This is a genomic window from Litchfieldella rifensis (genome assembly GCF_042646605.1).
Classification (GTDB): domain Bacteria; phylum Pseudomonadota; class Gammaproteobacteria; order Pseudomonadales; family Halomonadaceae; genus Litchfieldella; species Litchfieldella rifensis.
In genome coordinates this window covers 32,202-57,756 of record NZ_JBHRUG010000019.1, presented here as the reverse complement: position 1 = coordinate 57,756, position 25,555 = coordinate 32,202, and the positions used below count along the sequence as shown (strand labels likewise).

23 protein-coding genes and 1 other RNA gene are annotated in these 25,555 nt (G+C 64.8%); 13 read left to right on the top strand and 11 right to left on the bottom strand.

Features of this window, described 5'->3' with window-relative positions; all coding sequences use genetic code 11:
• Positions 1-24: 24 nt before the first annotated feature.
• On the top strand, positions 25-981 hold the full coding sequence (gene rfaD, locus ACFOEV_RS09595; RefSeq protein ID WP_386773272.1) for an ADP-glyceromanno-heptose 6-epimerase: 957 nt from the start codon (positions 25-27) through the stop codon (positions 979-981).
• Positions 974-2,005 (top strand): lipopolysaccharide heptosyltransferase II, encoded by a 1,032-nt coding sequence (waaF, locus tag ACFOEV_RS09590; RefSeq protein WP_386773270.1) that lies wholly within the window; start codon positions 974-976, stop codon positions 2,003-2,005. The genes rfaD and waaF overlap by 8 nt, the downstream gene beginning before the upstream one ends.
• Here waaF and ACFOEV_RS09585 read toward each other — a convergent pair.
• The 3 genes from ACFOEV_RS09585 to ACFOEV_RS09575 all read right to left on the bottom strand — a co-directional run bounded on the left by ACFOEV_RS09585 (position 2,002) and on the right by ACFOEV_RS09575 (position 5,595).
• Positions 2,002-3,669 carry a sulfatase-like hydrolase/transferase gene (locus ACFOEV_RS09585; protein ID WP_386773268.1) on the bottom strand — a complete coding sequence of 556 codons (1,668 nt, stop codon included), beginning with the start codon at positions 3,667-3,669 and terminating at the stop codon, positions 2,002-2,004. The genes waaF and ACFOEV_RS09585 overlap by 4 nt on opposite strands.
• A gap of 73 nt (positions 3,670-3,742) precedes the next feature.
• Positions 3,743-4,507 (bottom strand): glycosyltransferase family 2 protein, encoded by a 765-nt coding sequence (locus ACFOEV_RS09580; RefSeq protein WP_386773266.1) that lies wholly within the window; start codon positions 4,505-4,507, stop codon positions 3,743-3,745.
• Entirely contained in the window at positions 4,504-5,595 is a 1,092-nt protein-coding gene (locus ACFOEV_RS09575) for a glycosyltransferase family 9 protein (RefSeq protein ID WP_386773264.1), read from the bottom strand. The genes ACFOEV_RS09580 and ACFOEV_RS09575 overlap by 4 nt, the downstream gene beginning before the upstream one ends.
• A gap of 42 nt (positions 5,596-5,637) precedes the next feature.
• Between ACFOEV_RS09575 and ACFOEV_RS09570 the strand changes: the two genes are divergently transcribed.
• Positions 5,638-6,768, top strand: a complete 1,131-nt coding sequence (locus ACFOEV_RS09570; protein WP_386773262.1) for a glycosyltransferase family 4 protein — start codon at positions 5,638-5,640, stop codon at positions 6,766-6,768.
• On the opposite strand, the gene ACFOEV_RS09565 is transcribed toward ACFOEV_RS09570, so the two are convergent.
• The gene (locus ACFOEV_RS09565) at positions 6,760-7,470 is read right to left on the bottom strand and encodes a 3-deoxy-D-manno-octulosonic acid kinase (protein ID WP_386773260.1); all 711 of its coding nucleotides are present in this window, start codon (positions 7,468-7,470) and stop codon (positions 6,760-6,762) included. The genes ACFOEV_RS09570 and ACFOEV_RS09565 overlap by 9 nt on opposite strands.
• Here ACFOEV_RS09565 and ACFOEV_RS09560 point away from each other — a divergent pair.
• The 3 genes from ACFOEV_RS09560 to waaA are packed head-to-tail and all read left to right on the top strand — an operon-like array spanning position 7,469 to position 11,287.
• Complete coding sequence (locus ACFOEV_RS09560) at positions 7,469-8,554, top strand: glycosyltransferase family 9 protein (RefSeq protein WP_386773258.1); 1,086 nt, start codon at positions 7,469-7,471, stop codon at positions 8,552-8,554. The genes ACFOEV_RS09565 and ACFOEV_RS09560 overlap by 2 nt on opposite strands.
• On the top strand, positions 8,544-9,974 hold the full coding sequence (gene hldE, locus ACFOEV_RS09555) for a bifunctional D-glycero-beta-D-manno-heptose-7-phosphate kinase/D-glycero-beta-D-manno-heptose 1-phosphate adenylyltransferase HldE (protein WP_386773256.1): 1,431 nt from the start codon (positions 8,544-8,546) through the stop codon (positions 9,972-9,974). The genes ACFOEV_RS09560 and hldE overlap by 11 nt, the downstream gene beginning before the upstream one ends.
• Positions 9,974-11,287, top strand: a complete 1,314-nt coding sequence (gene waaA / locus ACFOEV_RS09550) for a lipid IV(A) 3-deoxy-D-manno-octulosonic acid transferase (protein WP_386773255.1) — start codon at positions 9,974-9,976, stop codon at positions 11,285-11,287. The genes hldE and waaA overlap by 1 nt, the downstream gene beginning before the upstream one ends.
• Positions 11,288-11,291: 4 nt before the next feature.
• Here waaA and rpiA read toward each other — a convergent pair whose 3' ends face one another.
• A complete protein-coding gene (gene rpiA, locus ACFOEV_RS09545) occupies positions 11,292-11,963 on the bottom strand; it encodes a ribose-5-phosphate isomerase RpiA (RefSeq protein ID WP_386773253.1) in 672 nt (223 codons plus the stop codon).
• 199 nt (positions 11,964-12,162) lie between these two features.
• On the opposite strand from rpiA, the gene ilvA reads away from it, so the two are divergent.
• Positions 12,163-13,677: a threonine ammonia-lyase, biosynthetic gene (ilvA, locus tag ACFOEV_RS09540; protein ID WP_386773251.1), complete on the top strand. Its 1,515-nt coding sequence runs from the start codon at positions 12,163-12,165 to the stop codon at positions 13,675-13,677.
• Positions 13,678-14,045: 368 nt separating this feature from the next.
• Here the strand turns inward: ilvA and ACFOEV_RS09535 are convergent, their stop codons facing one another.
• The 3 genes from ACFOEV_RS09535 to ACFOEV_RS09525 all read right to left on the bottom strand — a co-directional run bounded on the left by ACFOEV_RS09535 (position 14,046) and on the right by ACFOEV_RS09525 (position 15,251).
• Positions 14,046-14,648: a 5-formyltetrahydrofolate cyclo-ligase gene (locus ACFOEV_RS09535; protein ID WP_386773868.1), complete on the bottom strand. Its 603-nt coding sequence runs from the start codon at positions 14,646-14,648 to the stop codon at positions 14,046-14,048.
• A gap of 66 nt (positions 14,649-14,714) precedes the next feature.
• Positions 14,715-14,899, bottom strand: a non-coding RNA gene (gene ssrS, locus ACFOEV_RS09530) — 6S RNA.
• Positions 14,900-14,948: 49 nt separating this feature from the next.
• Positions 14,949-15,251 carry a cell division protein ZapA gene (locus ACFOEV_RS09525; protein ID WP_386773249.1) on the bottom strand — a complete coding sequence of 101 codons (303 nt, stop codon included), beginning with the start codon at positions 15,249-15,251 and terminating at the stop codon, positions 14,949-14,951.
• A 256-nt stretch (positions 15,252-15,507) separates the two neighbouring features.
• Here ACFOEV_RS09525 and ACFOEV_RS09520 point away from each other — a divergent pair, with 256 nt between their 5' ends.
• From ACFOEV_RS09520 to ACFOEV_RS09505, 4 genes are all read left to right on the top strand, one after another.
• Positions 15,508-16,074 (top strand): UPF0149 family protein, encoded by a 567-nt coding sequence (locus ACFOEV_RS09520; protein ID WP_386773247.1) that lies wholly within the window; start codon positions 15,508-15,510, stop codon positions 16,072-16,074.
• A 9-nt stretch (positions 16,075-16,083) separates the two neighbouring features.
• Positions 16,084-17,421, top strand: coding sequence for a Xaa-Pro aminopeptidase (gene pepP, locus ACFOEV_RS09515; protein WP_386773245.1), 1,338 nt, complete (start codon positions 16,084-16,086; stop codon positions 17,419-17,421).
• Between the two features lie 112 nt (positions 17,422-17,533).
• Positions 17,534-18,739 (top strand): 2-octaprenyl-6-methoxyphenyl hydroxylase, encoded by a 1,206-nt coding sequence (gene ubiH / locus ACFOEV_RS09510; protein ID WP_386773243.1) that lies wholly within the window; start codon positions 17,534-17,536, stop codon positions 18,737-18,739.
• A 116-nt stretch (positions 18,740-18,855) separates the two neighbouring features.
• Positions 18,856-20,073, top strand: a complete 1,218-nt coding sequence (locus tag ACFOEV_RS09505) for a UbiH/UbiF/VisC/COQ6 family ubiquinone biosynthesis hydroxylase (RefSeq protein ID WP_386773242.1) — start codon at positions 18,856-18,858, stop codon at positions 20,071-20,073.
• 72 nt (positions 20,074-20,145) lie between these two features.
• Here ACFOEV_RS09505 and ACFOEV_RS09500 read toward each other — a convergent pair whose 3' ends face one another.
• The 3 genes from ACFOEV_RS09500 to gpmI all read right to left on the bottom strand — a co-directional run bounded on the left by ACFOEV_RS09500 (position 20,146) and on the right by gpmI (position 24,269).
• Complete coding sequence (locus ACFOEV_RS09500; protein ID WP_386773240.1) at positions 20,146-21,429, bottom strand: S41 family peptidase; 1,284 nt, start codon at positions 21,427-21,429, stop codon at positions 20,146-20,148.
• Between the two features lie 101 nt (positions 21,430-21,530).
• Positions 21,531-22,673, bottom strand: a complete 1,143-nt coding sequence (locus ACFOEV_RS09495; RefSeq protein ID WP_386773238.1) for a murein hydrolase activator EnvC family protein — start codon at positions 22,671-22,673, stop codon at positions 21,531-21,533.
• A 21-nt stretch (positions 22,674-22,694) separates the two neighbouring features.
• A complete protein-coding gene (gene gpmI / locus ACFOEV_RS09490; RefSeq protein ID WP_386773236.1) occupies positions 22,695-24,269 on the bottom strand; it encodes a 2,3-bisphosphoglycerate-independent phosphoglycerate mutase in 1,575 nt (524 codons plus the stop codon).
• A 291-nt stretch (positions 24,270-24,560) separates the two neighbouring features.
• On the opposite strand from gpmI, the gene ACFOEV_RS09485 reads away from it, so the two are divergent.
• Together ACFOEV_RS09485 and secB are read left to right on the top strand one after the other, a co-directional pair.
• On the top strand, positions 24,561-24,983 hold the full coding sequence (locus tag ACFOEV_RS09485; protein ID WP_386773234.1) for a rhodanese-like domain-containing protein: 423 nt from the start codon (positions 24,561-24,563) through the stop codon (positions 24,981-24,983).
• 45 nt (positions 24,984-25,028) lie between these two features.
• Positions 25,029-25,541: a protein-export chaperone SecB gene (gene secB, locus ACFOEV_RS09480; protein WP_386773233.1), complete on the top strand. Its 513-nt coding sequence runs from the start codon at positions 25,029-25,031 to the stop codon at positions 25,539-25,541.
• The last annotated feature ends 14 nt before the right edge of the window (positions 25,542-25,555 follow it).

The following is a 25,555-nucleotide window of genomic DNA, read 5'->3' as shown; positions in this document are numbered from 1 at the left end:
GGAGCTACCTAAAGGGGAACAGACATGATCGTAGTGACAGGCGGTGCCGGCTTCATCGGTGCGAATCTGGTCAAGGCGCTCAATGCCCGTGGCCACCAGGATGTGATGGTGGTCGATGATCTGAGCGATGGCACCAAGTTCGTCAACCTGGCCGACTGCGCTCTGGGCGACTACCTGGACAAGGACGACTTTCTGATGCGCGTCGAGGCCGAACTGCGTGGTGAAGATGGCGCTCTGCCACCGATCGACGCAATCTTCCACGAGGGAGCCTGCTCGGACACCACCGAGTGGGATGGTCGATTCATGCTCGAGAACAACTTCGAGTATTCCAAGGTGTTGCTGCAATATTGCCAGCGCAAGGGCATTCCCTTCCTGTATGCCTCCTCGGCAGCGACTTATGGCGGCAGCGACGTGTTCGTCGAGGCCCCCGAGCACGAGAAGCCATTGAACGTCTACGGCTACTCCAAGCTGTTGTTCGATCAATATGTGCGTGCACGCTGGAACGAGTTCACCAGCCAGGTGGTGGGGTTCCGCTATTTCAATGTCTACGGCCCGCGCGAACAGCACAAGGGCAAGATGGCGAGCGTGGCCTACCACCACCACACGCAGGTGAGTGCCGGCGAGAACCCCAAGCTGTTCGGTGCCTGGGACGGCTTCGAGGCCGGCATGCAGAGTCGCGACTTCGTCTATGTCGGCGATGTGGTCGACGTCAACCTGTGGTTCCTCGATCATCCCGAGCTTTCGGGCATCTTCAATCTGGGGACCGGGCGTGCCGAGCCGTTCAAGACCATCGCCGAGACGGTGCTCGGCTACTATGGTAAGGGGACCATCGATTTCATCGATTTCCCCGACGAACTCAAGGGACGTTACCAGAGCTATACCCGTGCCGATATCTCGCACCTGCGCGACGCCGGTTACCGCGCCGAGTTCAAGACCGTGAGCGAAGGGGTGCGCGAGTACCTGGAGTGGCTGAATGGCTGATCCTGCGGGCGCTACCGGCAACGGAGAACGCCTGCTGGTAGTCGGGCCATCCTGGGTCGGTGACATGGTCATGGCACAAAGCCTGTTGAAGACCCTGAAACACCGTGACCCCGGATGCCGGATTGGCGTCGTGGCACCGGCCTGGTCGCAGCCGATCCTCGAACGCATGGCCGAAGTCGACGAGGTGGTGCCGCTGGACGTGGGACATGGCGAGGTGGGCTGGAGCGAGCGGCGCGAAACGGCCCGCAGGTTGCGAGGACGCTACGATCGCGCCATCGTGCTGCCGCGATCCTGGAAGTCGGCCCTGGTGCCGTTCATGGCGCGTATTCCTCATCGAGTCGGGTTCGTCGGCGAGCAACGCTTGGTATTGCTCAATGAACGGCGGCGGCTCGACAAGTCGGTGCTGGATCAGACGGTGAAGCGTTTCGTGTCCCTGGGGTTGCCCGAGGAGCAGGCCGTGAGCGGCGACTTTGCCATTCCTCGTCCGCGGCTGGCGGTGGATCCGGACAACCTGGTCGAACTGCGCCTGGCCTATGGACTGTCATCACGACCGGCGATCGGCATGATGCCCGGCGCTGAATACGGGCCGGCAAAGCAATGGCCGCTGGCCTACTTTCATGAACTCGCGGCGGCGTTGGTGGCCGAGGGCTACGAGGTGCGCGTGCTGGGAGGAAGCAAGGATGTGACCGCCGGCGAGACCATCTGCCAGGACCTGCCGCACGCGGTGAACCTGTGCGGCAGGACACGGTTGGCGGATGCCGTCGATCTGCTGGCCGACTGTTGTCAGGTGATTACCAACGATTCGGGGTTGATGCACGTCGCTGCCGCGGTGGGCACGCGGGTGCATGCCATCTACGGATCTTCATCGCCTACCTATACCCCGCCGTTGACCGCCAATGCGCAGATCCACTATCTGGGGCTTTCCTGCTCTCCCTGCTTCGAGCGCACCTGCCCGCTGGGGCATACCAACTGCCTCAACACCCTGTTGCCCCAGCGCGTGCTGGATGCCATCCACGCTGGTTAGGGGATACCCGAAGCATCGTCATTCACCTCATCGGCGGGTGTCTCGGTCACTTGCTCTGGTGGAGGCTCCTCGGCCTGCCGCTGCGGTGCGAGGCCTTCCCATAGCCGTTGCTGCAAGGCATTTTCCTCACGCAGTCGCCGGTTGATCTCGTCCTCCCCATGGCGCTCGACCAGGGTCTGGGCCGGCGATAGCAGCGATGCCCCGAGTCCGGCACGATGCTGGTTGATGGTGAAGCCCATCGCCTCGAGTATTGTCGGGAACTCATCGAGCGTCGAAGCTTCACGCTGGATGTGGGCCGGAGCCAAGCCATTGCCGATCAAGATGAAGGTGTTTTCGCGTGGGCCTTCGATCAATTGCTCCCAGGCCGAGACCTTTATGGTCAGGTGGTCACTGGCAACGACCACCAGGGTATTGTCGAGCAGACCTTGCTCCTCGAGGCGTGTCAGGAAGTCGCGGGCCAGCCAGGCGCTGCATTTCACCGAGTAGAGGATATCCTCGCCGTCGAATTCGCCTTGGCGCTCCATGCAGGCGCGGGCCGGATAGCCGGTCGGGGCGTGGCCGGCCAGGGTCAGGGCGAACAGCCCCCAGGGCCGTTGCCGGGCATCGAGTTTGCGGATCTCCTCGATGGCCATGTTCAGCAGGCTGTCGTCGTACAGCCCCCAGCTGTTGAGATACTCGGGATCCTCCAGGCGCGGCGCGAGCTCCTCGCGACCATAGACATGATCGAAACCATGGCCGTGGTAGAAAAGCCCCTTGCCGGCGAATTCCTTGCTGGCACCGCCCATGTAAGTCAAGGTATAGCCCTGCTCGCTGAGCAGATCGCCCAGGCAGTCGATCCCGGGTACTACCTCGTCCAGTGGTTCGAACTGACGGTCATGCAGCAGGCCGGCGGGCATCAGCGGGGTGCCGCACTGACTGGCGATCATGCCGGCCATGGTCCAACCGGTATTGTCGATCTGGCGTACCCCTTCGAAAACGATGCCTTTTTCGCCGATGGCATGCAGGTCGGCATAGGCATCGCCGAAGCGTTCCCGGTCGCCATAGGTGCGCTCGATGCTCTCCAGGTAGAGCACCAGCAGGTTGGGTGGCTTGGCGGGGCGCTCGATGATGCGCGGTTCGACATAGCGGCGATCGAACCATTCGCCATCCTCGGTGACGATGGCCGCACCCCGCTGGGTGATGCCGAACAATAGCGGGTTGGTAGCCAGCAGAAACAGCACCAGCACGCGCTCCAACAGCCGCCAGCGATGGTCGTGGCGGACCAGCCAAGTGAAGGATACCAGGCTGAGGAAGGCCGCCAAGGTATAGAACACGGCGGCGCCGATGCGACGTATCCCGCCATGCTCGGCCATGCCGGCCTGCAGGTGGAAGAAGATCGCGCCCAGGTCGACTTCGCCGAAGCTATCGGCCAGGTAGAGATAGACCCACCACAGGGCCAGTGGCAGCAGCGACCAAGGCAGGACACGTTTGGGCGAATGCGGTTGGCGCGGACTTCCCCAGTGGAATTTATGGGCAAGTAGAAGCCAGATAGTTGTTACAACTAAGGTCAGGCTTGATGGTAGCGTCATCAGCGAGATAAGGGCATGACCCAAGCATAGGCCGAGGAATGTCAGGGCCCACCAGCGTGGTTGGCGCAGCCAGGAGGGAATCGGAAACGCGTGCATGCCGAGATCGCTATAGAAGAATCGACGCTTAGCTTAGCAAGCCCGAAAGGGATTGAGCAGGGGGCGACCAGACTCAAGGGTCCGTGTGCCCCCGTTCGTTCTCGTGGAGTTCGTTGAGCTTGGCGTACTTCATGTACGCATGAAACGCCGTTGTGATGGCAACTGTCATGCCATCACTTCCCTGAAACAACCCGCCTTTCAGGATCAACTTGCGAATCGAGGCAGTCAGCGCATGCACGGCCGGACGCCAGGGGGAAGGCTGCATGCCCCTTTCCTTCATGGCCCAGGCGTCACGCGAAGACAGCTGGTCGATGCGCTGTATCCAGTGGGCCAGATCATGATAGGTGAAGTGACGGATATGGGCGGTGGTTTGGGTGATGCGAGGGGCTTGTACGGCCGAATGTGCCTTCTTGGGCAGATAGCCTGCCTGGGTCCGGTTATAGAGACGTACGACGGGGTCCGGGTAAAAGCCGGCCGCGCGGATCCAGTGGCGACCGACAAAATTCTTGCGCCGAAAGCCGAAGGCCTGCTTGGGGTCCCTGAGGTCGAGGGTCTCGATCAGTGCGATGGCATCGGCATCGAGCCGCTCATCGGCATCGAGAGCCAGTATCCAGTCATTCTTGGCGTAAGGAACACCGAAGGCCTTTTGCGGGCCATCGCCAAGATAGGCTTGCTCGATGACCCTGGCCCCCTCGGCCGAAGCGATATTGACGGTATCGTCCCGGCTGAGCGAGTCCACGACGATGACCTCATCACAAACCTGGAACAGCGATTGGACGCAAGCCGCGATATTGTTCTCTTCGTTCAGGGTGATGACGATACCGGTAATAGGCTTCATGAGAAGGTTCCGTGACGGGAGTGGGCGCTCATCAAATCGAGGATAGCTTGCGCCGCTGCCTCGAGGTCGATCCGCGACATGTCGGTTTCGCTGCCATTGCCCGGTGGCGGGCAGAATGCCAGGCGCCTTTCGGCCGCGTTGCAGGTTTGCCAGCGCAATGGGGTCGAGGAACGCTTGGCCGGATAGAAACCGGCAGTCGGAACGTTCAGGCAACCGGCAATGTGCAGCGGACCGGTGGAGCCGGCGATGAACAGGTCCGCTGCCGAGAGGCTGAGGGCGAAATCTTCCAGCCGCGGGCGCGGTGGCGCCACGGCGGCTTCGAGTCCCTGCTTGCGCAGGGTGGCCTGGAGCGCTTGGGCGGCGGCGGCCTCGCCGGGCCCGGCGGTCAGCAACCAGACGGGGCGCTGCGCGGTAGTCGCTTGCCCATCGATGATGGCCGCCAGGGAGGCATACTGGGCCGGGGAGAGATTGACCGCCGAGCCGCCGCTGCCGGCGTGCATGAAGACCCACGGGCGTGCCGGATCCAGCGTGAGTTCCTCGGCCAAGCGACGGCGTTGCTCGTCACGCGCGGTCAGCGGCAGCGGCCAGTACGGCGGGGCGAGCGTGCCGGGAGGCGCCTGGCCCAGCCTGTCCAGCAGGGCTTCGGCGAGCTCGAGGTTGTACTGGTATTCGGGCTTTCGCGAGCGTGACCTGCGCTGCACGATGCGATGGTTGTAGAATACCTGCGCCCATTTGGTGGCCGGAGCCAGCCGCAGCGGAATGCCTGCCCGCCAGCCCAGCCATCCCACCCGCGGCGTCGAGTACAGCGTCAGCAAGGCGTCGAAGCGCTTCCCGCGCAGCGTGGTGAGCAGGTGGCGCTGGGCCGTGCGATCGCGCACGGTGCCCGGGTCGAGGAGCACCGCATCGATCCACGGACAGGCATGGGCCAACGGGGCGGTATATCCCGGTACCAGGACGCTGATATGGTTATCGGGATCGGCCCGCTTGAGGCAGGCCAGGGCCGGCCAGGCGAGCATGAAGTCGCCCAGCTTGTCGTTGCGAACCACCAGAATACGTCGTGTGCCGGGGGACGTCTTGGCTTGTGTCATCGAGGCTCCCGAGCCCCCACTGCGCTGGAAAAGGAGTTAGCCTTGTCACACAAGGTCTTACACGTCTGCCTCTCGAGCGGTTGGGGCGGTCTGGAAATGTATCCGTCGCGGATTATACCCGAGCTGGCGCGTCAAGGGTGGCAAGGCCACGGACTCGCGCTGGCGGGCTCCCGGGTCGCCGAAAGCCTGCGCGACGCCGGCATCGAGCCGTTGACGGTCGCTTCCCGCCGCCAGGCGCTGTTCGCGGTGACGAGGATACTGCGTTATCTCAAGCGCCACGACATCCGGGTGGTGCATTGCCACAAATCCAGCGACTTGCGCCTGGCCGCCCTGTTGAAGACCTTGCGCCCCGGACTGCGGCTGTTCTTCACCGACCATATGGGGGTGACGCGCCCCAAGAAGGATCCCTATCACCGCTGGGCTTATGGCAAGCTGACCCGGCTGTTTTCAATCAGCGAGGCAACGTACGAGCGCAATCTCGGTGCCTTTCCCCTGCCCCCGGAGCGGATTCGCCGCCTCTATTTGGGCATCGATCCCGCTCCCTATGCCCCGAGGCTGGACCAGGCCGAACGCGAGGCATTGCGTCAAGAGCTGGGCATCCCGCACGAGGCAGTCGCCATTGGCCTCCCGGGCCGCCTGACGCCGGGCAAGGGACAGGATCTATGGCTGAGGGCCCTCGGCGAACTTCGCGACCGCCGTCCCGAGGTGCGATTCCACGGCGTGCTGATCGGGGGAACACGCGCCGACGATGGGGCCGACGAGGCCTATGTCAAAGCGCTCGAACAACGGGTGGCGGCACTGGGATTGGCGAGCCTGGTGACCTTTGCCGGCTTTCGATGCGATCTGCCTCGGGTGTTCGAGGCATTGGAAATCGTCTGTATCCCGTCGCGCAACGAAGCCTTCGGGTTGACGGTGATCGAGGCCATGGCCGCCGGCAAGGCGGTGATCGGCACCGATAGCGGCGCGATTCCGGAGTTGCTGGAAGGCAGTAACGGTCGCCTGGCCGCCCTGGACGATGCGGGTTCCTGGGCGATCGCCATGGCGGAACTGGCCACCGACGATACGCTGCGCGAGCGGTTGGGAGCCAGCGCGCGGCAACGCGTGCTCACGGAATTTTCGCTGGCGGCGCATGTCGCGGCGCTGATCGCCGAATATGAGGACCGGTCAGGCTGAGGCAGGGCCTTGGTAGCCGCGGCGAATCGCCGCCATGGCTTCCGCGGCGCCGAACTTCGCCAGCGAGCGCTCGAGCCGCTCGAGGTTGGCTTCGCGCCAGGTGCCGGGACGACGCAGGCGACAGCGGTCCAGGTCGATCAGCCACAGGCGCTCGTCGGCATCGACGAGCAGGTTGCGGGCATTGAGGTCGACATGGTCGAGGCCGGCATCGTGGAAACGGCGAATGGTGGCACCGACGCGGGCCAGCAAGGTGTCGTCGGCTCGCTCGAGGCGTTCGGCCAGGGCCTGGGTGCCGGGCAAGCGCACCGTGATCAGCGCTGCCTCGTAGGTCAGCCCATGACGCCATACGCAGGCCCCGATGGGCCTGGGAACCGGCAGGCCCTGGTCGTACAAGCGGGCAGTCAGGCGCAATTCGCGAAAGGCGCGGCTCCGTTCTGCGCCAAGCCACAGGTAGCGCGATTCGCTGACACGGGCCGCCAGACCCCCGCGCCGATAGGGGCGCAGCACCCAATGCTCGTCGCCGGTCTCGATGAACAAGCTCGCCCCGCGTCCCGGGGCCTCGCCGGTTACCGCCCCTCGTACCCGCCAGAAGTCGGGACGGAAGGTTTCCGGCCCGATTTGTGGGCCCGCATTGGCGTCACATACACTGTGCGCATCATATAGAATGAAAACCTTTCCCCTTTGGAACCTTGTCAATCGCATGAAGCATCCTCTGCCCGCCCATCCCGAGCACATCTGCGTGCTGCGACTTTCCGCGCTGGGCGACGTCTGCAATCTGGTCCCCACCATACGGGCCCTGCAGCAACAATGGCCCCAGGTGCGTATCACCTGGATCATCGGCAAGGGCGAGCACAGTCTACTGGCCGGGTTGTCCGGGGTCGAGTTCGTGGTCTATGACAAGGGCACGGGGCTGGCCGGGATGCGCGAACTATGGCGACAGCTCGAGGACACCCGCTTCGATGTGCTGTTGCATATGCAGCAGTCGCTACGGGCCAGCATGCTCTCACTGGGACTCAAGGCCAAGGCGCGGATCGGTTACGACAAGGCTCGTGCCAAGGATTGGCAGCACTGGTTTACCCGCTATCACCTCGCCCCGCACCCTCGCGCCCATGTGCTGCAATCGTTCATGGACTTCGCCCGACGGCTGGGCGTCGATCCGGCCATTACCTCGGGACGTCCCCAGTGGGGGCTGGCGATTCCCGAGGAGGCCTACCACGAGGCGCGGCATCTGGTCGGCGAGGCATCCTACCTGCTGATCAGCCCCTGTGCCAATCCGCGGCTACGCAACTTCCGCAACTGGTCGGCCGAAGGTTATGCCGCTGTCATCGACCATGCCTGGACCCAGTATGGCCTGAAAGCCGTGCTTACCGGCGGTGGCTCCACCAAGGAGCGCGAGATGGCCGCACGCATCGCCGCTCTAGTGCCACAAGAGGCGCTCATCGACACCACCGGTGGCGTGTCCCTGAAGGGGTTGCTGGCGCTGATCGAGCGCGCGCGGGTGGCGATCACCCCCGATTCCGGGCCGGCACACATGGCCAATGCCCTGGGCACCCCGACCATCGGTCTCTATGCCACTACCAACCTCGATCGAGCGGGCCCCTACCTATGGCGACACCTGGCCGTGAACCGTTATCCCGAGGCGGTACGTACCTACCTGCACAAGGAGGTCGACGAGATACCCTGGGGGCAGCGCGTGCGGCACCCCGATGCCATGTCACTGATTGATGCCGAGGACGTCATCGCACGTCTGGATACCCTGCTATCGGAGTCTGCAGATGAAGCTTGATCTTACCGCCCTGGAACAGGCCCGCCTGCTGGTGGTGGGCGATGTGATGCTCGATCGCTACTGGCATGGCGGCACCTGGCGGATCTCGCCCGAGGCCCCCGTGCCGGTGGTCAAGGTCGGTGAGGCCGAGGACCGTCCCGGCGGTGCCGCCAACGTGGCGCTGAACATCGCCGCCCTGGGAGCCCATGCCGCACTGGCAGGTCTGGTCGGCAACGACGCCAATGCCGACCTGCTGACGGCACGCCTGGAAGACGCCGACGTGAGGACGCATTTCCAGCGTAGCGGCGAGGTCCCCACCATCACCAAGTTGCGGGTGATGAGCCGCAACCAGCAGCTGATTCGACTCGACTTCGAGGTGGGACTCGGTGACGTCGACACCCGCGGCCTGATAACGTGCGTCGAGCAGGCCCTGCCCGAGGCCGACCTGGTGATCCTGTCCGACTACGGCAAGGGCACCCTCAACCGGGTCGAGGCGCTGATCGCCATGGTTCGCGCCGCGGGGAAACGGGTACTGGTCGATCCCAAGGGCGGCGACTTCGGCAAGTATCGCGGCGCCAGCGTGATGACCCCCAACCTCACCGAGTTCGAGGCCGTGGTCGGCCCCTGTCGCGATGACGAGGAACTCGCCGTCAAGGGCGAGGTCCTGCGTGCCGAGCTGGATCTCGAAGCGCTGCTGATCACCCGCAGCGAGAAGGGCATGACGCTGATCCGCGAAGACCACGCACCCCTGCACCTGCCGACCCGCGCTCGCGAGGTGTTCGACGTCACCGGTGCCGGCGATACCGTGATCGGGGTGCTGGGCCTGGCACTGGCTGCCGGCCATGGTTTCCCCGAGGCGATGACACTGGCCAACCTCGCCGCCGGCCTGGTGGTGGCCAAGCCGGGCACCGCGACACTGTCGATCGCCGAGCTCTACACCGCTTTGCATGGCGACAAGCTGGCCGAGTTCGGCGTCATCGCGGAGGCCTCGCTGGTCGAGGCGGTACGCGCCGCCCAGGCCCGGGGCGAGCGGGTGGTGATGACCAATGGCTGCTTCGATATTCTGCATGCCGGGCATGTGGCCTATCTCGAGCATGCCCGACAGCTTGGCGACCGACTGGTCGTGGCGGTCAACGACGACGCCTCCATTGCCCGTCTCAAGGGCCCCAAGCGGCCGATCAATCCGTTGCATCGGCGCATGCAGGTGCTGTCCGGCCTGGGTGCCGTGGACTGGGTGGTGCCCTTCGCCGAGGACACGCCGGCACGGCTGATCGAGGCGGTGCTGCCCGACGTGCTGGTCAAGGGAGGCGACTACCGCCCCGAAGACATCGCCGGTGGCGAGGCGGTCATTGCCCATGGTGGCGAGGTCAAGGTGCTGGGCTTCGAGGACGGCGTCTCGACCACGGCGATGATTTCCACCATCCTCGATCGTGAGCGCTGATGGCCGAGCGTGACACTCGTCGCCATGACTGGGCGCGCTGGCTGTATTCGGCGACGTTGTATGCGCTGTCACCCCTGATCTGGCGTCGCGTCTGGCGCGAGCGAATGCTGACTCACCCGCGTCGCCAGCGGCTAGGACTGATCGCCCCTACGCCTGCCGAAGAGCGAGTGGTATGGCTGCACTGCGCGTCGGTAGGTGAAGTGCTGGCGGCGAGGCCGTTGATCGAGGCACTGGTCGCGCGTTATCCGGCCCATCGCCTGGTCGTCACCACCATGACCGCGACCGGGGCCGAACGCGTCCACGCCCTGGCCGATAGCCTCGCCAACCAGGGCGATAGCGGCGAAGTGAGCCATTACTTCGTGCCGCTGGACTTCCCCGGCGCAGCAAACCGCTTCGTGCGGCGACTGCGCCCCGAGCTGGCACTGATCTTCGAAACCGAACTGTGGCCCAACCTGCTGCATGCCTGTGAACGCTGCGCTGTGCCGGTGGTAGTGGTCAACGGCCGGCTTTCGCCGCGTGCCTACGCGGGATATTGCAAGCTGCGCCCACTGATGCGTGATGCCCTCGCCCGCCTCGCCTGGCTGGCGGCCAAATCATCGGCCGATGCCGAACGCTTCATAGCGCTGGGCATGGCCCCTGGCAGGCTGACCGTGGTTGGCTCACTCAAGTATGATCTGGCCATAGGTGACGGCGACTTCAGGCGAAGTGAGCGCTTACGCACCCGGCTGGGCGAGCGACCGATATGGGTCGCCGGTTCGACCCACCCCGGTGAGGACGAACAACTGCTCGAGGCCCATGCTCAACTGCGCGAGTCCTACCCTGCCGCCCTGTTGATCCTGGTGCCTCGCCATCCTCAGCGCTTCGATGCCGTGGGTGAGCTATGCCGCGAGAGGGGCATGAAACTGGCGCGACGCTCCCGAGACGAACTGCCCGAGGCCGATACGGCGGTCTACCTGGGGGATACCATGGGTGAGCTGTTGGACTTCTATGGTGCGTCCGACATCGCCTTCGTCGGTGGCAGTCTGGTACCGATCGGCGGCCACAACCTGCTCGAGCCGGCCGCCATGGGAGTGCCGGTGGTCACGGGGCCGGCGCTCGCCAACTTCAGCGACGTGGCCGAGACGCTGCGCGAGGCGGGGGCCTTGGTCGAGGTCGCGGATGGCGACTCGTTGGCGCGGGAACTCGTGCGGCTGTTTGGTGATGGTCTGGAACGCCAGCGCCTGTCCCGTGCGGGACAGGCGGTAGTGACCGCCAATCGGGGGGCATTGGGCAGGACACTGGAAGGCCTGGAGCGCTATCTGCAGGCGAAGTGAGCGCTTACTTCTCGAGGCGTTCAACACCGCCTTCGGTGCCCAGCAACAGCACATCGGCACCGCGTGCGGCGAACAGGCCGTTGGTGACCACGCCAACGATGGCGTTGAGTCGAGCCTCCATGGCCACGGGGTCGTCGATCAGGAAGCCGTAGCAGTCGAGGATCTGGTTGCCGTTGTCGGTGACCACTCCCTCGCGATAGACCGGGTCGGCTCCCAGCTTGACCAACTCCCGGGCCACGTAGGAACGGGCCATGGGAATCACCTCCACCGGTAACGGGAACCCGCCCAGGGTGGTGACGTGCTTGGAGGCATCGGCGATACAGATGAAGCGCTCGGCGCAGGCAGCGACGATCTTCTCCCGGGTCAGTGCGGCACCGCCGCCCTTGATCATCTCCAATCGCGGATTGATCTCGTCGGCGCCATCGATATAGAACGGCACCGTGCCGACATGGTTGAGCTCGAAGACCTCGATGCCATGCCCTTGCAGGCGTTCGGCGGTGGCCTGGGAACTGGCCACGGCGCCCTGGAAGTCGTTGCGCAGGGCGGCCAGTCGATCGATGAACAGGTTGGCAGTGGAGCCGGTACCGACGCCGATCACGGTATCGCGGTCGAGCCGGCGGCGGATTTCGTCGATGGCGGCGGCGGCGACCGCGTCCTTGAGTGCGTCTTGGGTCATGAGGGACTCGTGGTTGAGTGAGCGAGAGGAAAAGGGCAGCCCCATTATAGGCCAGTGGCGGCTGTGTGTAGATGATGAGCCTCTGCGCCAACCGCGATGGTACTGGACGTAGCCGCTACCGGTCTGTTACCAATAGGAGTTTTTTCAATCTGTCGTTGATCGCACGGTGCGATGCCGTGCCCTGCCCTTGGACATCAGGATGCTCGAAGATACTGTCAAGAAGATACTCCAGGCCCGGGTCTATGATGCGGCCCGGGAAACGCCGATTTCATCGGCATCCTTTCTGTCCCGTCGTCTCCACAACCAGATTCTGATCAAGCGCGAGGATCTGCAGCCGGTCTACTCGTTCAAGATCCGCGGCGCCTACAACAAGATGGTGCAGTTGAGCGATGCACAGAAGGCCAAAGGCGTGATCACCGCCTCGGCGGGCAATCACGCCCAGGGCGTGGCCATGGCGGCCAAGCTGATAGGGGTCAAGGCGGTGATCGTGATGCCGCGCATCACGCCGGAGATCAAGGTCCAGGCCGTGCGTGCCCGGGGCGCCAAAGTGGTGCTCAAGGGCGACGCCTTTTCCGCCGCGGCGGCGCATGTCCAGGAGTTGATCGCCGAGCACGGCTATACCTATATCCCGCCTTTCGACGATATCGACGTGATCGCCGGTCAGGGCTCCATCGGCGTCGAGATCCTGCGCCAGCACAGTGGTCGGCTGGATGCCGTCTTCGTACCCGTGGGCGGTGGCGGCCTGATCGCCGGGGTGGCGGCCTATATCAAGTATCTGCGACCGGACGTCAAGGTGATCGGGGTCGAGTCCGAGGACAGCGCTTGTTTCAAGGCCGCGCTCGAGGCCGGTGAGCGGGTGATCCTCGATCAGGTCGGTGTCTTCGCCGAGGGGGTGGCCGTGGCGCAGGTCGGCGAGGTGCCCTTCGCTCTGGCCCGCGATCTGGTGGACGACGTCATCACCGTCAATGCCGATGAGATGTGTGCGGCCGTCAAGGACATCTTCGATGATACCCGGGCGGTGTCCGAGACTTCCGGCGCCCTGTCGCTGGCCGGCTTGAAGAAGTACATCCAGCAGACCGGTGCCAAGGGCGAGACGCTGCTGTGCATCAATTCCGGCGCCAACACCAATTTCGATCGCCTGCAGCATATCGCCGAGCGAACCGAGCTCGGCGAGCAGCGCGAGGCGATCCTCGCAGTGACCATTCCCGAGCGCCCGGGCAGCTTCAAGAAGTTCTGCAAGACCATCGGCAGACGCATGGTCACCGAGTTCAACTACCGCTATGCCGATCCCGAGCATGCGCATATCTTCGTCGGCGTGCAGGTCAAACCAGGCGGTGAGGATCGGGGGGCAGTGATCGAAAAGCTGGAGGCCGAAGATTACCCGGTGGTGGATCTGACCGACGATGAACTGGCCAAGCTGCATATCCGCCACCTGGGAGGTGGGCGGCCCAAGGAGCACTTCGAAGAAGAGGTCTACCGCTTCGAATTCCCCGAGCGGCCGGGCGCTTTGATGAATTTCCTCACTCATCTGCCGGCCAACTGGAATATCTCACTGTTCCACTACCGCAATCACGGGGCGGCCTATGGCCGGGTACTGGTGGGCATGCAGGTACCCAACGGCGATCGGGTCCATGTCGAGGAATATTTCGACAAGATCGGCTATCGCTACTGGAAAGAGTCCGACAATCCGGCCTATCGGTTGTTCATGGCTTGAATCGTGCGGGGGAGTGAGTGCCAACTTACGCCAGACCCGGGAGATGGCAAGCGTTTCTTTATGTAAACGAACGCTGATTGATATTGTCATTCCTTTATCTGAAGCCTATAGTCGGGCAAGTCGCCAAGGGGCGACACCTAGCGTCGTTTTTTGTAACAACAAGCTCTGCGGAGTAGGCAATGAAACGTAAGCCCGATCTGGTCATGGCACTGGTGCTGGTTTTCGGCATTGGCGTGGTGGCAACCGGATACGCTCAAGCCCTGGCGGGCAGCTAGCCGGCATGTCGCCCGGCGTTGGCCGATACTCCTCGGTAGCGCCATGACCAGACAGCCGCCAACCGGCAGATGAGCGTTCATCTGCCGGTTTTTTCATGGGCGGATGAGGCGCGCGTCGCTGACGATGGCGTTGAGGGGCACGTCCCAGGAGGCGGTGGGCAGTTCACGGACGTGCTGGATCTCGTGAGCCACACCGATCAGCCGGGGACGCGGGCCGAGCCGCTGCGTGAAGGCGAAGGTGCGGTCGTAGAAACCGCCGCCCATGCCCATGCGCTGGCCTCGGGCATCGAAACCGACGAGCGGCAGCAATACCAGATCCAGTGCCCAGGCCGGCAAACGCCGGGCACGGTGCGCGCCATGGCGAGTGTCGGGCTCGGCGATGCCGAAACGGTTGCGCTTCATCGGTGTCGCGGGCTGGTAACGTACGAACCACAGGCGATTGTGGGTCAGGGGTTGCAAGACCGGTAGATAGACCCGCACGTTACGGCGCCGGAACCAGGCGATCAGCGGCGTGACATCGATTTCGCCGTCGTTGGGGAGGTAGAGGGCCACCCGATGGGCATGACGGACTTCCGGCATTAGCCGTAGCCGGCGACACAGGGCCTGGGAAGCCTGCCGCTGTTCGGATGCACTGAGACGCCGTCTGCGGCGTCTCAGAGTACGACGCAATGCCTGGCGTCGCGCTGCCTCGGGCATATCCGCCCACTCGGCGGGGATGTCGAAGGGTATGGTATCAGGCATGGCTCGCCGCGGTGTAATGAAGAGTTCCCCAGAGTGCCGCTGTCATTCTGGCCCTTGAACCCATTGGTTCAAGGTGGGTGGCCGCAGACAGACCGTCAGGCTTTCCGTCGCACGGACATGCACACGGGCCTGTCTAGCATTTGGCCCCCTGGGTACTGCGCATAGGCTCGAGGGACGATAATGACTGGCGCACACTCCAGGGAACAATCTTCATCCTAACAGAGCGAGCCGGCAGGCCAAAGCGCTAAGCGACGATTAGCCTTGCCTCGACGTGCCGGCCAGGGCCTGGTCCAGGCGCTCGCTCAGCCGTGCCAGGCTGGCCTCGCTGTCCTTGCGTTCTTCGAGGGTCTGCAGTAACTCGTGGGTGATATTGAGCGCGGCCATGATCGCGATCTTCTCGGCGCCCAACACCTTGCCACGGGCATGGATGCCGTGCATGGCGCGATCGAGATAGCGAGCGGCACGCTTGAGTTGCTCCTGCTCTTCCGGAGGGCAGGCGATGACATAACTGCGCCCGAGTAGCGTGATTTCGGTGGTCGATCGAGAGTCATCGGTCATGACGGGCTCCTGGCGGGACAAGCGTCGTTCACAGCTTGGTCCCTGCGTTAGGCTAGAGTGGTCCGCGCTCGCCGACGACTCGCCCAACGCCTAGAATGTCGAGGTGTCGGATCACTATAAGAGAGCCGTTCACAAGCGGTCAACGCACCCGGCCCCCCGGTGCCGACGCGTCACATGGCGGCCACGTACCGAACACGGTCGCCCCGCCCCGGCGGCACAGCAGCCGGGAATCATCATAGGACCCACGGAATGTTGCATGTCATTGATCAACGAGCATCTCGACTTTTCCACCATCGCTGATGTTTTCCTGCGGCATGGCAGTTTGCAATCGCCGGCTTTCCTCGACGGTCGCCTCGCCGCCGAACTGGCCCTGCACGATCTCTCCGCCGAGGCCTGGCTCGAGGAGGTGTGCGCTTCCTTGGGCGTCGAGCAACCCGAGGATCCACAGAGTGCCGAGATTCTGCTCGGCTGGCGCCGCCAGAGTCTGGCGGCGCTGGCGGCGGCTGAGCTGAATTATGAGCCCCTGCTGCCCGACGAGATGTTCTCGCTCGCCGAGCGGGCCCGTGGCTTGCAGGAATGGGCCCTGGGCTGGCTGGAGGTGGTGAACGCCACCGCCGCCGCCACCCGTGACGCCTGGTCGGCCAGCTTGCGCGAGGCCCTCGAGGATCTCGAGACGCTGGCGAGCCTGGACGTCGAACTCGAAGACAGCAGCGACAACGAGAGCGACCTCTTCGCCCTGACCGAGCATGCACGGATGGCGGCCATGCTGCTCTATACCGAACAGCATCCCGGCAAGCCGCAGGTCGAGCAGCCCCAAGACTAAGGAGCCCCGATGTCCCGAGACATCCTGCCCCGCCCGGCGCCGATCGCGCTGGAAGAGTACCGCACCCGGCGTCTGGCGCTGATGGCCGCCCTGCCCCCCAACAGTGCCGTACTGCTGCCGTCCGCCAAGCTGGTGACGCGCAGTCGTGACAGCGACTATGCCTTTCGCCAGAACAGCGATTTCCATTACCTGACCGGGTTTCCCGAGCCGGATGCCCTGCTGCTGCTGCTGCCCGGCCGTGAGGGGGGCGAGACGCTGTTGTTCTGCCAGGACAAGGATCCGGCCCTGGAGGCCTGGACCGGCATTCGCCTGGGCGCGGCCGGTGCCGTGGAGCGGTTCGGCATCGACGAGGCCTTCGAGAATGCCCAGCGTGACGAGCAACTGCCGGCATTGCTCGATGGTCGTGAAGCGCTGTACCTGCCTCTCGACAGTCGCGAGGCGTTGGCGCTGGCGGAGCGCCTGCGTGGCAAGCTGGTGAGTCGGCAGCGTCGTGGCGCCGTGGCACCGCACGCCTTTGCCGATGTCGGCGACCTCATCCATGCCCAGCGCCTGATCAAGAGCGAGGCCGAGTTGGCCTTGCTACGCCATGCCGGAGAGGTTTCCGCGCGTGCCCATCGTCGCGCCATGCAGGCGGCACGTCCCGGGCTACACGAGTATCACCTGCAGGCCGAACTGGAGCACGAATTCGTCTGGCAGGGCGCCAGTGGTCCGGCCTATGCCAGCATCGTGGGGAGCGGCGCCAACGCCTGTGTGCTGCATTACATCGAGAATCGCGACATCCTGCGCGACGGTGAGTTGGTGCTGATCGATGCGGGTGCCGAGTTCGATCTCTATGCGGGGGATATCACCCGCACCTTTCCGATCAATGGTCGCTTCAGCGCCGCCCAGCGTGCGCTCTACGATGTGGTGCTGGTCGCCCAGGAGCGGGCCATCGCGGCCGTTGCCCCTGGCGTGACGCTGAGCGAGATCCATGACGGTGTGGTGCGCGACCTGACCCGCGGCCTGCTCGAGCTAGGCCTGCTGGAAGGTGAGCTCGAGGCCTGTATCGAGGCCCAGAGCTATCGCCGTTTCTACCTCCATTCCACTTCCCATTGGCTGGGGCTGGACGTGCACGATGTCGGCAGCTATCGCCTCGCTGGCGAGCCTCGTCGTCTGGCCCCGGGCATGGTACTGACGGTTGAGCCGGGGCTGTATATCCCCGATGAAGAAGACATTCCTCCTGCGCTGCGTGGTATCGGCATTCGCATCGAGGATGACGTGGCCGTCACCGTGGAGGGACACGAGGTACTGAGCCGAGCGGTGCCCAAGCGAGCCGAGGATATCGAGGCCCTGATGCTCAACAAGTGAACACTCGCCGTCTTGCTGTTCCGTGGGTTTACGTATTTTACGTAATGCGACTACGGTATGGCATGCTATGGCCCGTGCAGGCCGAGGGTCTGCGATGAAAAGGATAGACGACATGCAGACACGACGGGTGGATATCGCCATCGTCGGTGGTGGGCTGGTCGGGGCCAGCCTCGGTGCGGCTCTGGCGCCCTCGATTGCGCGTCATGGCCTCGACGTGGCGGTGATCGAAGCGGCACCGATGGCCGCCGCTCATGACGTGACCGGGTATCAGCCCAGTTTCGACGCGCGGGCCAGCGCTATCGCCCAGGGGTCGAAGGCGCACTTCGAGCGTCTCGGCGTGTGGGCGGCCATGGCCCGGGAGGCGGAGCCGATTCGCCGCATTCACGTCAGCGAGCGTGGGCGCCTCGGCGTCACCCGGCTGTCCGCGGACGAACTGGGCGTCGACGCGCTGGGCTATGTGATCCCCAATGCCTGGATGGGGCGGATCCTGCACCGTCACCTGGCGACGCAGCCCCTGCATTGGCACTGCCCGGCCAAGGTGGATGACATCGCGGCGATGGCCGGTGGCCACCGCTTGCGGCTTTCCGATGGCAGTTCGCTGGAGGCGGGGTTGACGGTACTGGCCGATGGAGGACGCTCGGGGCTCAAGGAGCGCCTGGGGATTGCCAGCCGTGAAACGCCCTACGCCCAGGTCGCCTTGATCGCCAACCTTGAGGTCAGCCGAGCGCACCAGGGCATGGCCTACGAGCGCTTCACCGACGAGGGGCCCATCGCCCTGCTGCCGCTGGCCGGCAATCGCATGGCACTGATCTGGACCCACCGTGCCGGTGACGAACGGGCGTGCCTGGCGCTCGATAACGGCGATTTCCTGGCCGAGTTGCAGCAGGCCTTCGGCGAGCGGGCCGGGCGCTTCCGCCGTGTCGGCCAGCGCCATGCCTATCCGCTGTCGCTGATCACGGCCGAGGAGTCGGTGCGCCCGGGGCTGGCGGTGCTGGGCAACGCCGCCCATGCCCTGCATCCGGTGGCCGGTCAGGGGTTCAATCTGGCGCTGCGCGGCGTCATGGATCTGGTGGCCGCGCTGGAAGCGGGGCTGGCATACGGTCAGGCGCCGGGGGACATGACCACGCTCGGCGACTTCGAGCGTCGCCGGGAGCACGACCGGCACAACGTGATTCGCTTCAGCGATGGCCTGATCCGGTTGTTCGGTATCGACCACCCGTTGCTTTCGCATGCCCGCGCTGCGGGGCTGGTGGGGCTCAATCTGGCCGGACCGCTGCGGCGCAGCCTGACCAGGCGTGCGATGGGCATGGAGCGTTAGGGACGCACTGACTAAATGCCTGCGCGAGCAAATCGCTGCGTTGCGCGGTGCTGGGAGCGCCACGAATAAGGCAGGCGACAATGCAGAACGATGGAAGAACAGGCGGAGGATGGGGGATGCAGCCCGAGGTGATCGTGGTGGGCGGCGGCATGGTGGGAACGACGCTGGCGGCGCTGCTGGGCGAGGCCGGCGTAGCGGTGTGTGTGCTGGATGCCAGGCCGGGGCCCGTGGACGGGGACGCCGGTCGTGGGCAGCCGGCGATGCGGGTCAGCGCCCTGACGGAAGTGTCGCGTCGCTTGTTCGCCCACCTGGGGGTATGGTCGGCGATGACGGCCCGGCGTGTCACGCCCTATACCGCGATGCAGGTCTGGGATGGGCAAGGCAGTGGCGAGATCCGTTTCGCCGCCGAGCAGGCCGGGGTGCCCACCCTGGGGCATATCGTCGAGAACGACGTCATCCTGGCGGCGTTGGAGGCCCGGCTGGCCGAGCTGCCCGCGGTGGAACAGGTGTTCGACGCCCAGGTAGGCGATCTGCAGCACGATGACCGCGGCCGGCGGGTGACGTTGAAGGACGGCCGTGCCTACTCTGCGCCACTGGTGGTGGCCGCCGATGGCGCCCGCTCACGGCTGCGCACGCTGGCCGGTATCGAGGCCGAAGCGCGCGACACGGGGCATCGGGCGGTGGTGACCACGGTGCGCGTGGCGCTTCCTCACGCAGGGGTGGCGCGTCAGGTCTTCTTGCCCACCGGGCCGCTGGCCTTCCTGCCGTTGACGATGGATGGCGAGGATCGCTACTGCTCGATCGTCTGGTCGACGACGCCCGACGAGGCCGAACGACTGACCGGCCTGACCCGCGAAGCCCTGGGGGTGGCGCTGGAGGAGGCCTTCGAACGCCGCCTGGGCCGCGTCGAGGTCATCGACGCAGCGGTCAGCTTTGCCCTCGCCCAGCGGCATGCCGCCTCTTACGTGTCATCGGGCCTGGCCCTGGTCGGCGACGCGGCCCATAACATTCATCCGCTGGCGGGCCAGGGCGTCAATCTGGGGTTGATGGATGTGGCGGTGCTGGCCGAGGAGTTGCTGCGGGCGCGGTCGCGCGGAGCCGAGCTGGGCGATGTACGCGTCCTGTCGCGCTACGCGCGGCGACGGCGCGGGGACAATGCGGCCATGCTGGCGATGATGGACGGTTTTCGGCTGCTGTTCGGGGCGCGCCACCCGGCATGGCAGCTGGCGCGCAATCTGGGCCTGTCCGGCGTCGATCGCCTGACGCCGCTCAAACGGTTGTTGATGCGACAGGCAATCGGCGAGCGTGGACGCCTGCCCGCCTCCTGCCGCTGAGGCTTTTGCAGAAAGTGGCCCGGGCGGAAAGGCTCGGCAAAACCTCGCGTACCCCGTTTTGCCAACCTTGCTCTAGCCGGCGGGGGTGGCGCGCTGTCCCAGCACGTTCAGCGCCTTGAGCAGGTTGAGCGCTTCGCCAAGCTGGTAGTCTTCGCTCAGGCGTGCGTTGCCTTCTCGCCGTTGACGCTCTTCCCCGTTGCCCTGCAGGTGCCCTTCCAGGTCTGACTCGCGTAGCTGGATATTGCTGTTTTCGGCGACCTCCAGGCGTCCACGCACCACTTCCACATCGGGTTCGATGCCCTGCGCCTGGATCGAACGACCGTTGGGGGTGTAATAGAGCGCGGTGGTCAGCTTGAGCCCGTCGCCGTTGCCGAGCGGCATGACCTGCTGCACCGAGCCCTTGCCGAAGCTGTCGGTGCCCATCACCACGGCGCGACGCTGGTCTTGCAGGGCTCCGGCGACGATTTCCGCCGCCGAGGCGCTGCCGCCGTTGATGAGCACCACCATGGGGACCTCGGGGGCGGCGGTGTCGCGGCTGGCGGAGAAGCGCATGTCGCTGTCGGGCAGGCGCCCTTCGGTATAGACGATCAGGCCGCTGTCGAGGAAGGCGTCGGCCACCGCCACGGCAGCCTGCAGCACGCCGCCGGGGTTGTTGCGCAAGTCGAGTACCAGGCCGTTGAGCGGTGCGTCGCGTTCCAGGCGGGCAATCGCCTCGCGTACCTGATCGCCGGTGCGGTTCTGGAACTGGCTGACACGCAGGTACCCGTAGCGGGGCTCGAGCAGCTCGCTCTTGACGCTCTCGGTGCGAATGATTTCCCGTGTCAGCGTGATCGTGCGCGGCGCCGACTCGCCGTTGCGCAGAATGGTGATGTCGACCTTGGTACCCGGCTCGCCACGCATCAGCGTCACGGCTTCCTGCAGCGACAGGCTGTCGGTGGAGGTGCCGTCGACTCGCAGGATGATATCGCGGGACTGCAAGCCGGCGCGGGCCGCAGGCGTATCGTCGATGGGCGAAATCACCGTCAGTTGCCCGTCTTCCATACCCACCTCGATGCCGATGCCGCCGAACTGGCCTTCGGTGGATTCCCGCAGGCTGTCGAATTCTTCCTGGCCGAGATAGGCCGAGTGGGGGTCGAGTTCGCCCAGCATGCCGCGCATGGCGTTGCGCAGCAGAGTGCTGTCATCGACATCCTCGACATAGGCGCGCTTGATGCGCTCGAAAACCTCGGCGAAGGTCTGGATGTCCTCGATCGGCAATTCGTCGGCCGATGTCTTTGCCTGGGCTTGTACGGGCAGCGCCAAAAACGCCGCTAACAGAAGCCAGACCAGGAAATGTTTGGATGCGGTAACGGGCATGCTGACTCCAGACGCAATGGCGAGAACGGTGAAGCGTGGGCCCAGCATAGCCGCTGAGCCGGGGCATAATCCATAGCCTACCGAGTTATGACCACGAAAGGTCATGGGCGTGCGATCCAGCGTTGGGGATCGATGGGCTCGCCTCCCCGGCGGACCTCGAAATACAGCGCCGGGACGTCGCGCCCACCGCTGACGCCTACCGCCGCGATGGTGTCGCCGCCTTCGACGGCTTCACCGACGCTCACGGCGAAGTGCTGCAGATGGGCATGCAGGGTCATGATCTGATCGCCATGGTCGATGATCAGCAGGTTGCCGAAGCCGCGCATCCAGTCGGCGAACACCACGCGGCCGGCATGTACCGCCTGAACCGGACTGCCTTCGGCCGCGCCGATGACCATCCCGTTGAGGTTGACGCCGCTGCCGTTGCCGAAGGTCGACATCACACGGCCCTGTACTGGCCAGGGGAGTTTGCCCTCAGTGCGCTCGATGGCGGTGGACGGGGGGGGACGCTCGAGCCGGGCCAGTTCTTCCTGTACCTGGCGCAGCAGGCGTTCGGCATGCGCCCGGTCCTGGTTGAGATCCTCCAGCCGTGCCTGTTCGCTGGCATAGCGGGCATCGAGTTCGCTGACCAGCGTCTGACGCTCGGCCATCTGCTCGGCCAGTTCGGCGCTGCGGCGTTGCAGCTCGTCCGACAGGACATCCAGCCGCTCGGCGCGCTCGTCCAGTGCGCGACGGTTGTCGGCAAGCTCGCGATCGAGGCGCTCGAGTTCATCCAGGCGGGCATTGCGAGCGCGGGAGAGGTGGTTGAGGTAGGTCTGCAGCCGATCCAGACGGGAAGGGTCGTCCTGATTGAGCAACAGCTTGAGCTGCGGTGTCAGGCCAAGACGATAGAGCGCGTCGAGCTGGACCTCGAGCGCCGCGATTTGCTCTCGGCGCTCGCCTTCGAGTGAACGGCGCACTCGCTCGAGTCGTTCGACCTCGTCGTCGAGCTGACGACGCTCGGCCTGCAGGGCGTCCAGTCGGCGATGGGTCGTGGCCAGCGAGGTTTCCACCTCGCGCAGGGCCTCTTCGGCCTCGTCACGGGCATCGCGGGTCACGCCCAACCGTTGGGACAGCGCCCGAATCTCGCCACCAATGGCATCGAGACGCTCGCGCGCCTCGCGCTCGCTGGGCTGAGCCGCGAGGGGCGGCGCGACGAGCAGCAGTACACTCAGCGCCACCCCCAGCCATCGGGACTTACTCAAGGCCTGGCTCGCGGATTGCACTCAGGAGTAATCGATCAGTACCCGGCCGGTCATCTCCTGCGGCACCGCTTCGCCCATCATGGTCAGCAGGGTCGGGGCGATGTCGCACAGGCGACCGTCATCGCGCAACTTGGCGGCGCGCTTGCTGACATAGATCAGCGGCACCTCACAGGTCGTGTGGGCGGTCTGGGGGGCGCCGGTCTCGGGGTTGACCATCTGCTCGGCGTTGCCGTGGTCGGCGGTGATCAGGCACTCGCCACCGGTGCGCTCGATGGCTTCCACCACCCGGCCCACGCATTCGTCGACGGCCTCGATGGCCTTGACCGCGGCGTCAAACTTGCCGGTGTGGCCGACCATGTCGCCGTTGGCGTAATTGCACACGATCAGGTCGAACTTGCCGGAATCGATTGCCGCCACCAGCTTGTCGGTGACCTCGAAGGCACTCATCTCGGGCTTCTCGTCGTAGGTCCTGACGTCCTGAGGCGAAGGAATCAGCTCGCGGGTCTCGCCGTCATACTCGGCTTCGCGGCCACCGGAGAAGAAGAACGTCACGTGGGCGTATTTCTCGGTCTCGGCGATGCGCAGTTGGGTCTTGCCGCGCCTCTCCATGATCTCGCCCAGGGTGTTGTGCAGGTTTTCCGGCGGGAAGGCGGCCGGCGCGGGAATATCGGCGGCATACTGGGTCAGCATCACCAGGCCATCGAAGGCGAGTCGTGGCCGCGCCTGTCGTGCGAAACCGGCGAAGTCGTCCTCGACGAAGGCGCGGGTCAGCTCGCGGGCACGGTCGGCGCGGAAGTTCATGAAGATCGCCGCATCGCCATCTTCCATGGTTACGGCTCGTCCAGCGGGGCGCACGCTGGTGGCGGCGACGAACTCATCGGTTTCGTCGCGCTCGTAGGCGGCGGCGAGACCCGCTTCGGCCCGCTCGACGACATGTTTACCCTCGCCCTGGGTGAGCAGGCGATAGGCTTTCTCGACGCGATCCCAGCGGTTGTCGCGGTCCATCGCGAAGTAGCGGCCGATCAACGAGGCGACGAAGCCGTTGTTCTCGCCGACGAGTTCGGCGAGCCTGGCATTGACGCGCTCGATCGAGGCCCGGGCGCTCTTGGGGGCGGTGTCACGGCCGTCGAGGAAGGCGTGCAGGTAGATGCGCTTGGCACCGCGTGTGGCGGCCAGCTCGGCCATGGCCAGGATGTGGTCCTCATGGCTGTGCACGCCACCGGGCGATAGCAGACCCAGCAGATGCACGGCCTTGCCCGCCTCGACGGCGGCATCGATGGGCGCCGTGAGCACGACATTGTTGGCCAACTCGCCATCCTCGATGGCCTTGGTGATGCGGGTGAAGTCCTGGTAGACGATGCGTCCGGCGCCAAGGTTCATATGGCCGACCTCGGAGTTGCCCATCTGCCCATCGGGCAGGCCGACGTACTTGCCGTCGGTATGGATCAGGCTGCTGGGAAAGTCGCGGGTCAGGCGATCCATCACCGGCGTGTTGGCGGCGGCGATGGCGTTGGATGCGGTGTCTTCGTTATGGCCGTAGCCATCGAGAATGATCAACGCCACCGGACGGGGGGCGGTGCTTTGGGCATCGGACATGCTGTTGGCCTCGTTGTTTAAGCGTCGACAGGACCCGGTGCCAGAGGGAAAATGGTGACCGGGGTCGCGACTCACGGCTCCTTGGGGCATCATATCGCACAGCAGCACCGACGTCAGCCGGGAGCTGGCCTGACCACCGTGGCGAGACTGGACGGCATGGTCGCCATGGCCTGGCCGGACGCGATACTCGCGCTCGTGTATACTGGGCGCCGCCCGAGGCAACGCGCCGCACCCCACGGGCGCGCTGTTGTCCCTGTATGGAGTGGTTTTCAACAAGAGTTATCCGGACCCATGATCGATCAGCTGTTCGAATTCGTGCAGAACCACCCGCTGCTGGTGGGGGCTTTCCTGCTGGTGCTGGCCGCCTGGATCGCCTATGAAGTGAGAAGCAGTAGCCGCAGTGGCGTGACCTCCAGCGAGGCCACCCAATTGATCAATCGCGAAGACGCGGTGGTCGTCGATATTCGTGACGCGGGCGACTTCAAGGAAGGTCATATTGCCGGGGCCCGGAATATCCCCCAGAGTCGTCTCGATGCTCGCTTGAGTGAACTGGAAAAACTCAAGGACAAGCCTTTGATCGTGGTATGCAAGCACGGTCAGGCCTCTGGAATCGCCCTTGGCAAGCTGGCCAAGGCCGGATTCGAGCGCGCTTTCAAGCTCAAGGGCGGCATGGCCCAGTGGCAGGCGGATGGCTTGCCGTTGGTCAAGAAGTGACCACGCCAGACACCCATTCTCTACAAGGTTTCAAGGATCTACAGCATGGCGGAAGACAACAACCAAAGCGCAGGTAGCAACACTCAAGGCGCGGCGTCTGACCAGCAGAAGCCGCAACTGCAGTTTTCCCTGCAGCGTATCTATGTCAAGGACATCTCCTTCGAGTCGCCGAACGCTCCGCAGGTGTTCCAGCAACCGTTCAAGCCCAAGGTCGGTCTCGACCTGAACACCACCAGCAGCCAGGTCGGCGAGGGCCTCTACGAGGTGGTGGTCAAGGTCACCGCCCAGGTGTCGCACAGCGAGACCAATAACACCTCGTTCCTGGTCGAGGTCGAGCAGGCGGGCATGTTCCGCATCGCCGGCATCGAAGGTGAGCAGCTCGAGCACACCCTGGGGGCCTTCTGCCCCAACGTGCTATTCCCCTATGCGCGTGAGTGCATCGACAACCTGGTCAACCGCGGCGGTTTCCCGCCGCTGATGCTGGCGCCGGTCAACTTCGAGGCGATGTACGCCCAGAAGAAGCAGCGCGAGGCCCAGAGCACCGAGACCACTCAGTAAGCGGGAAAGATTGC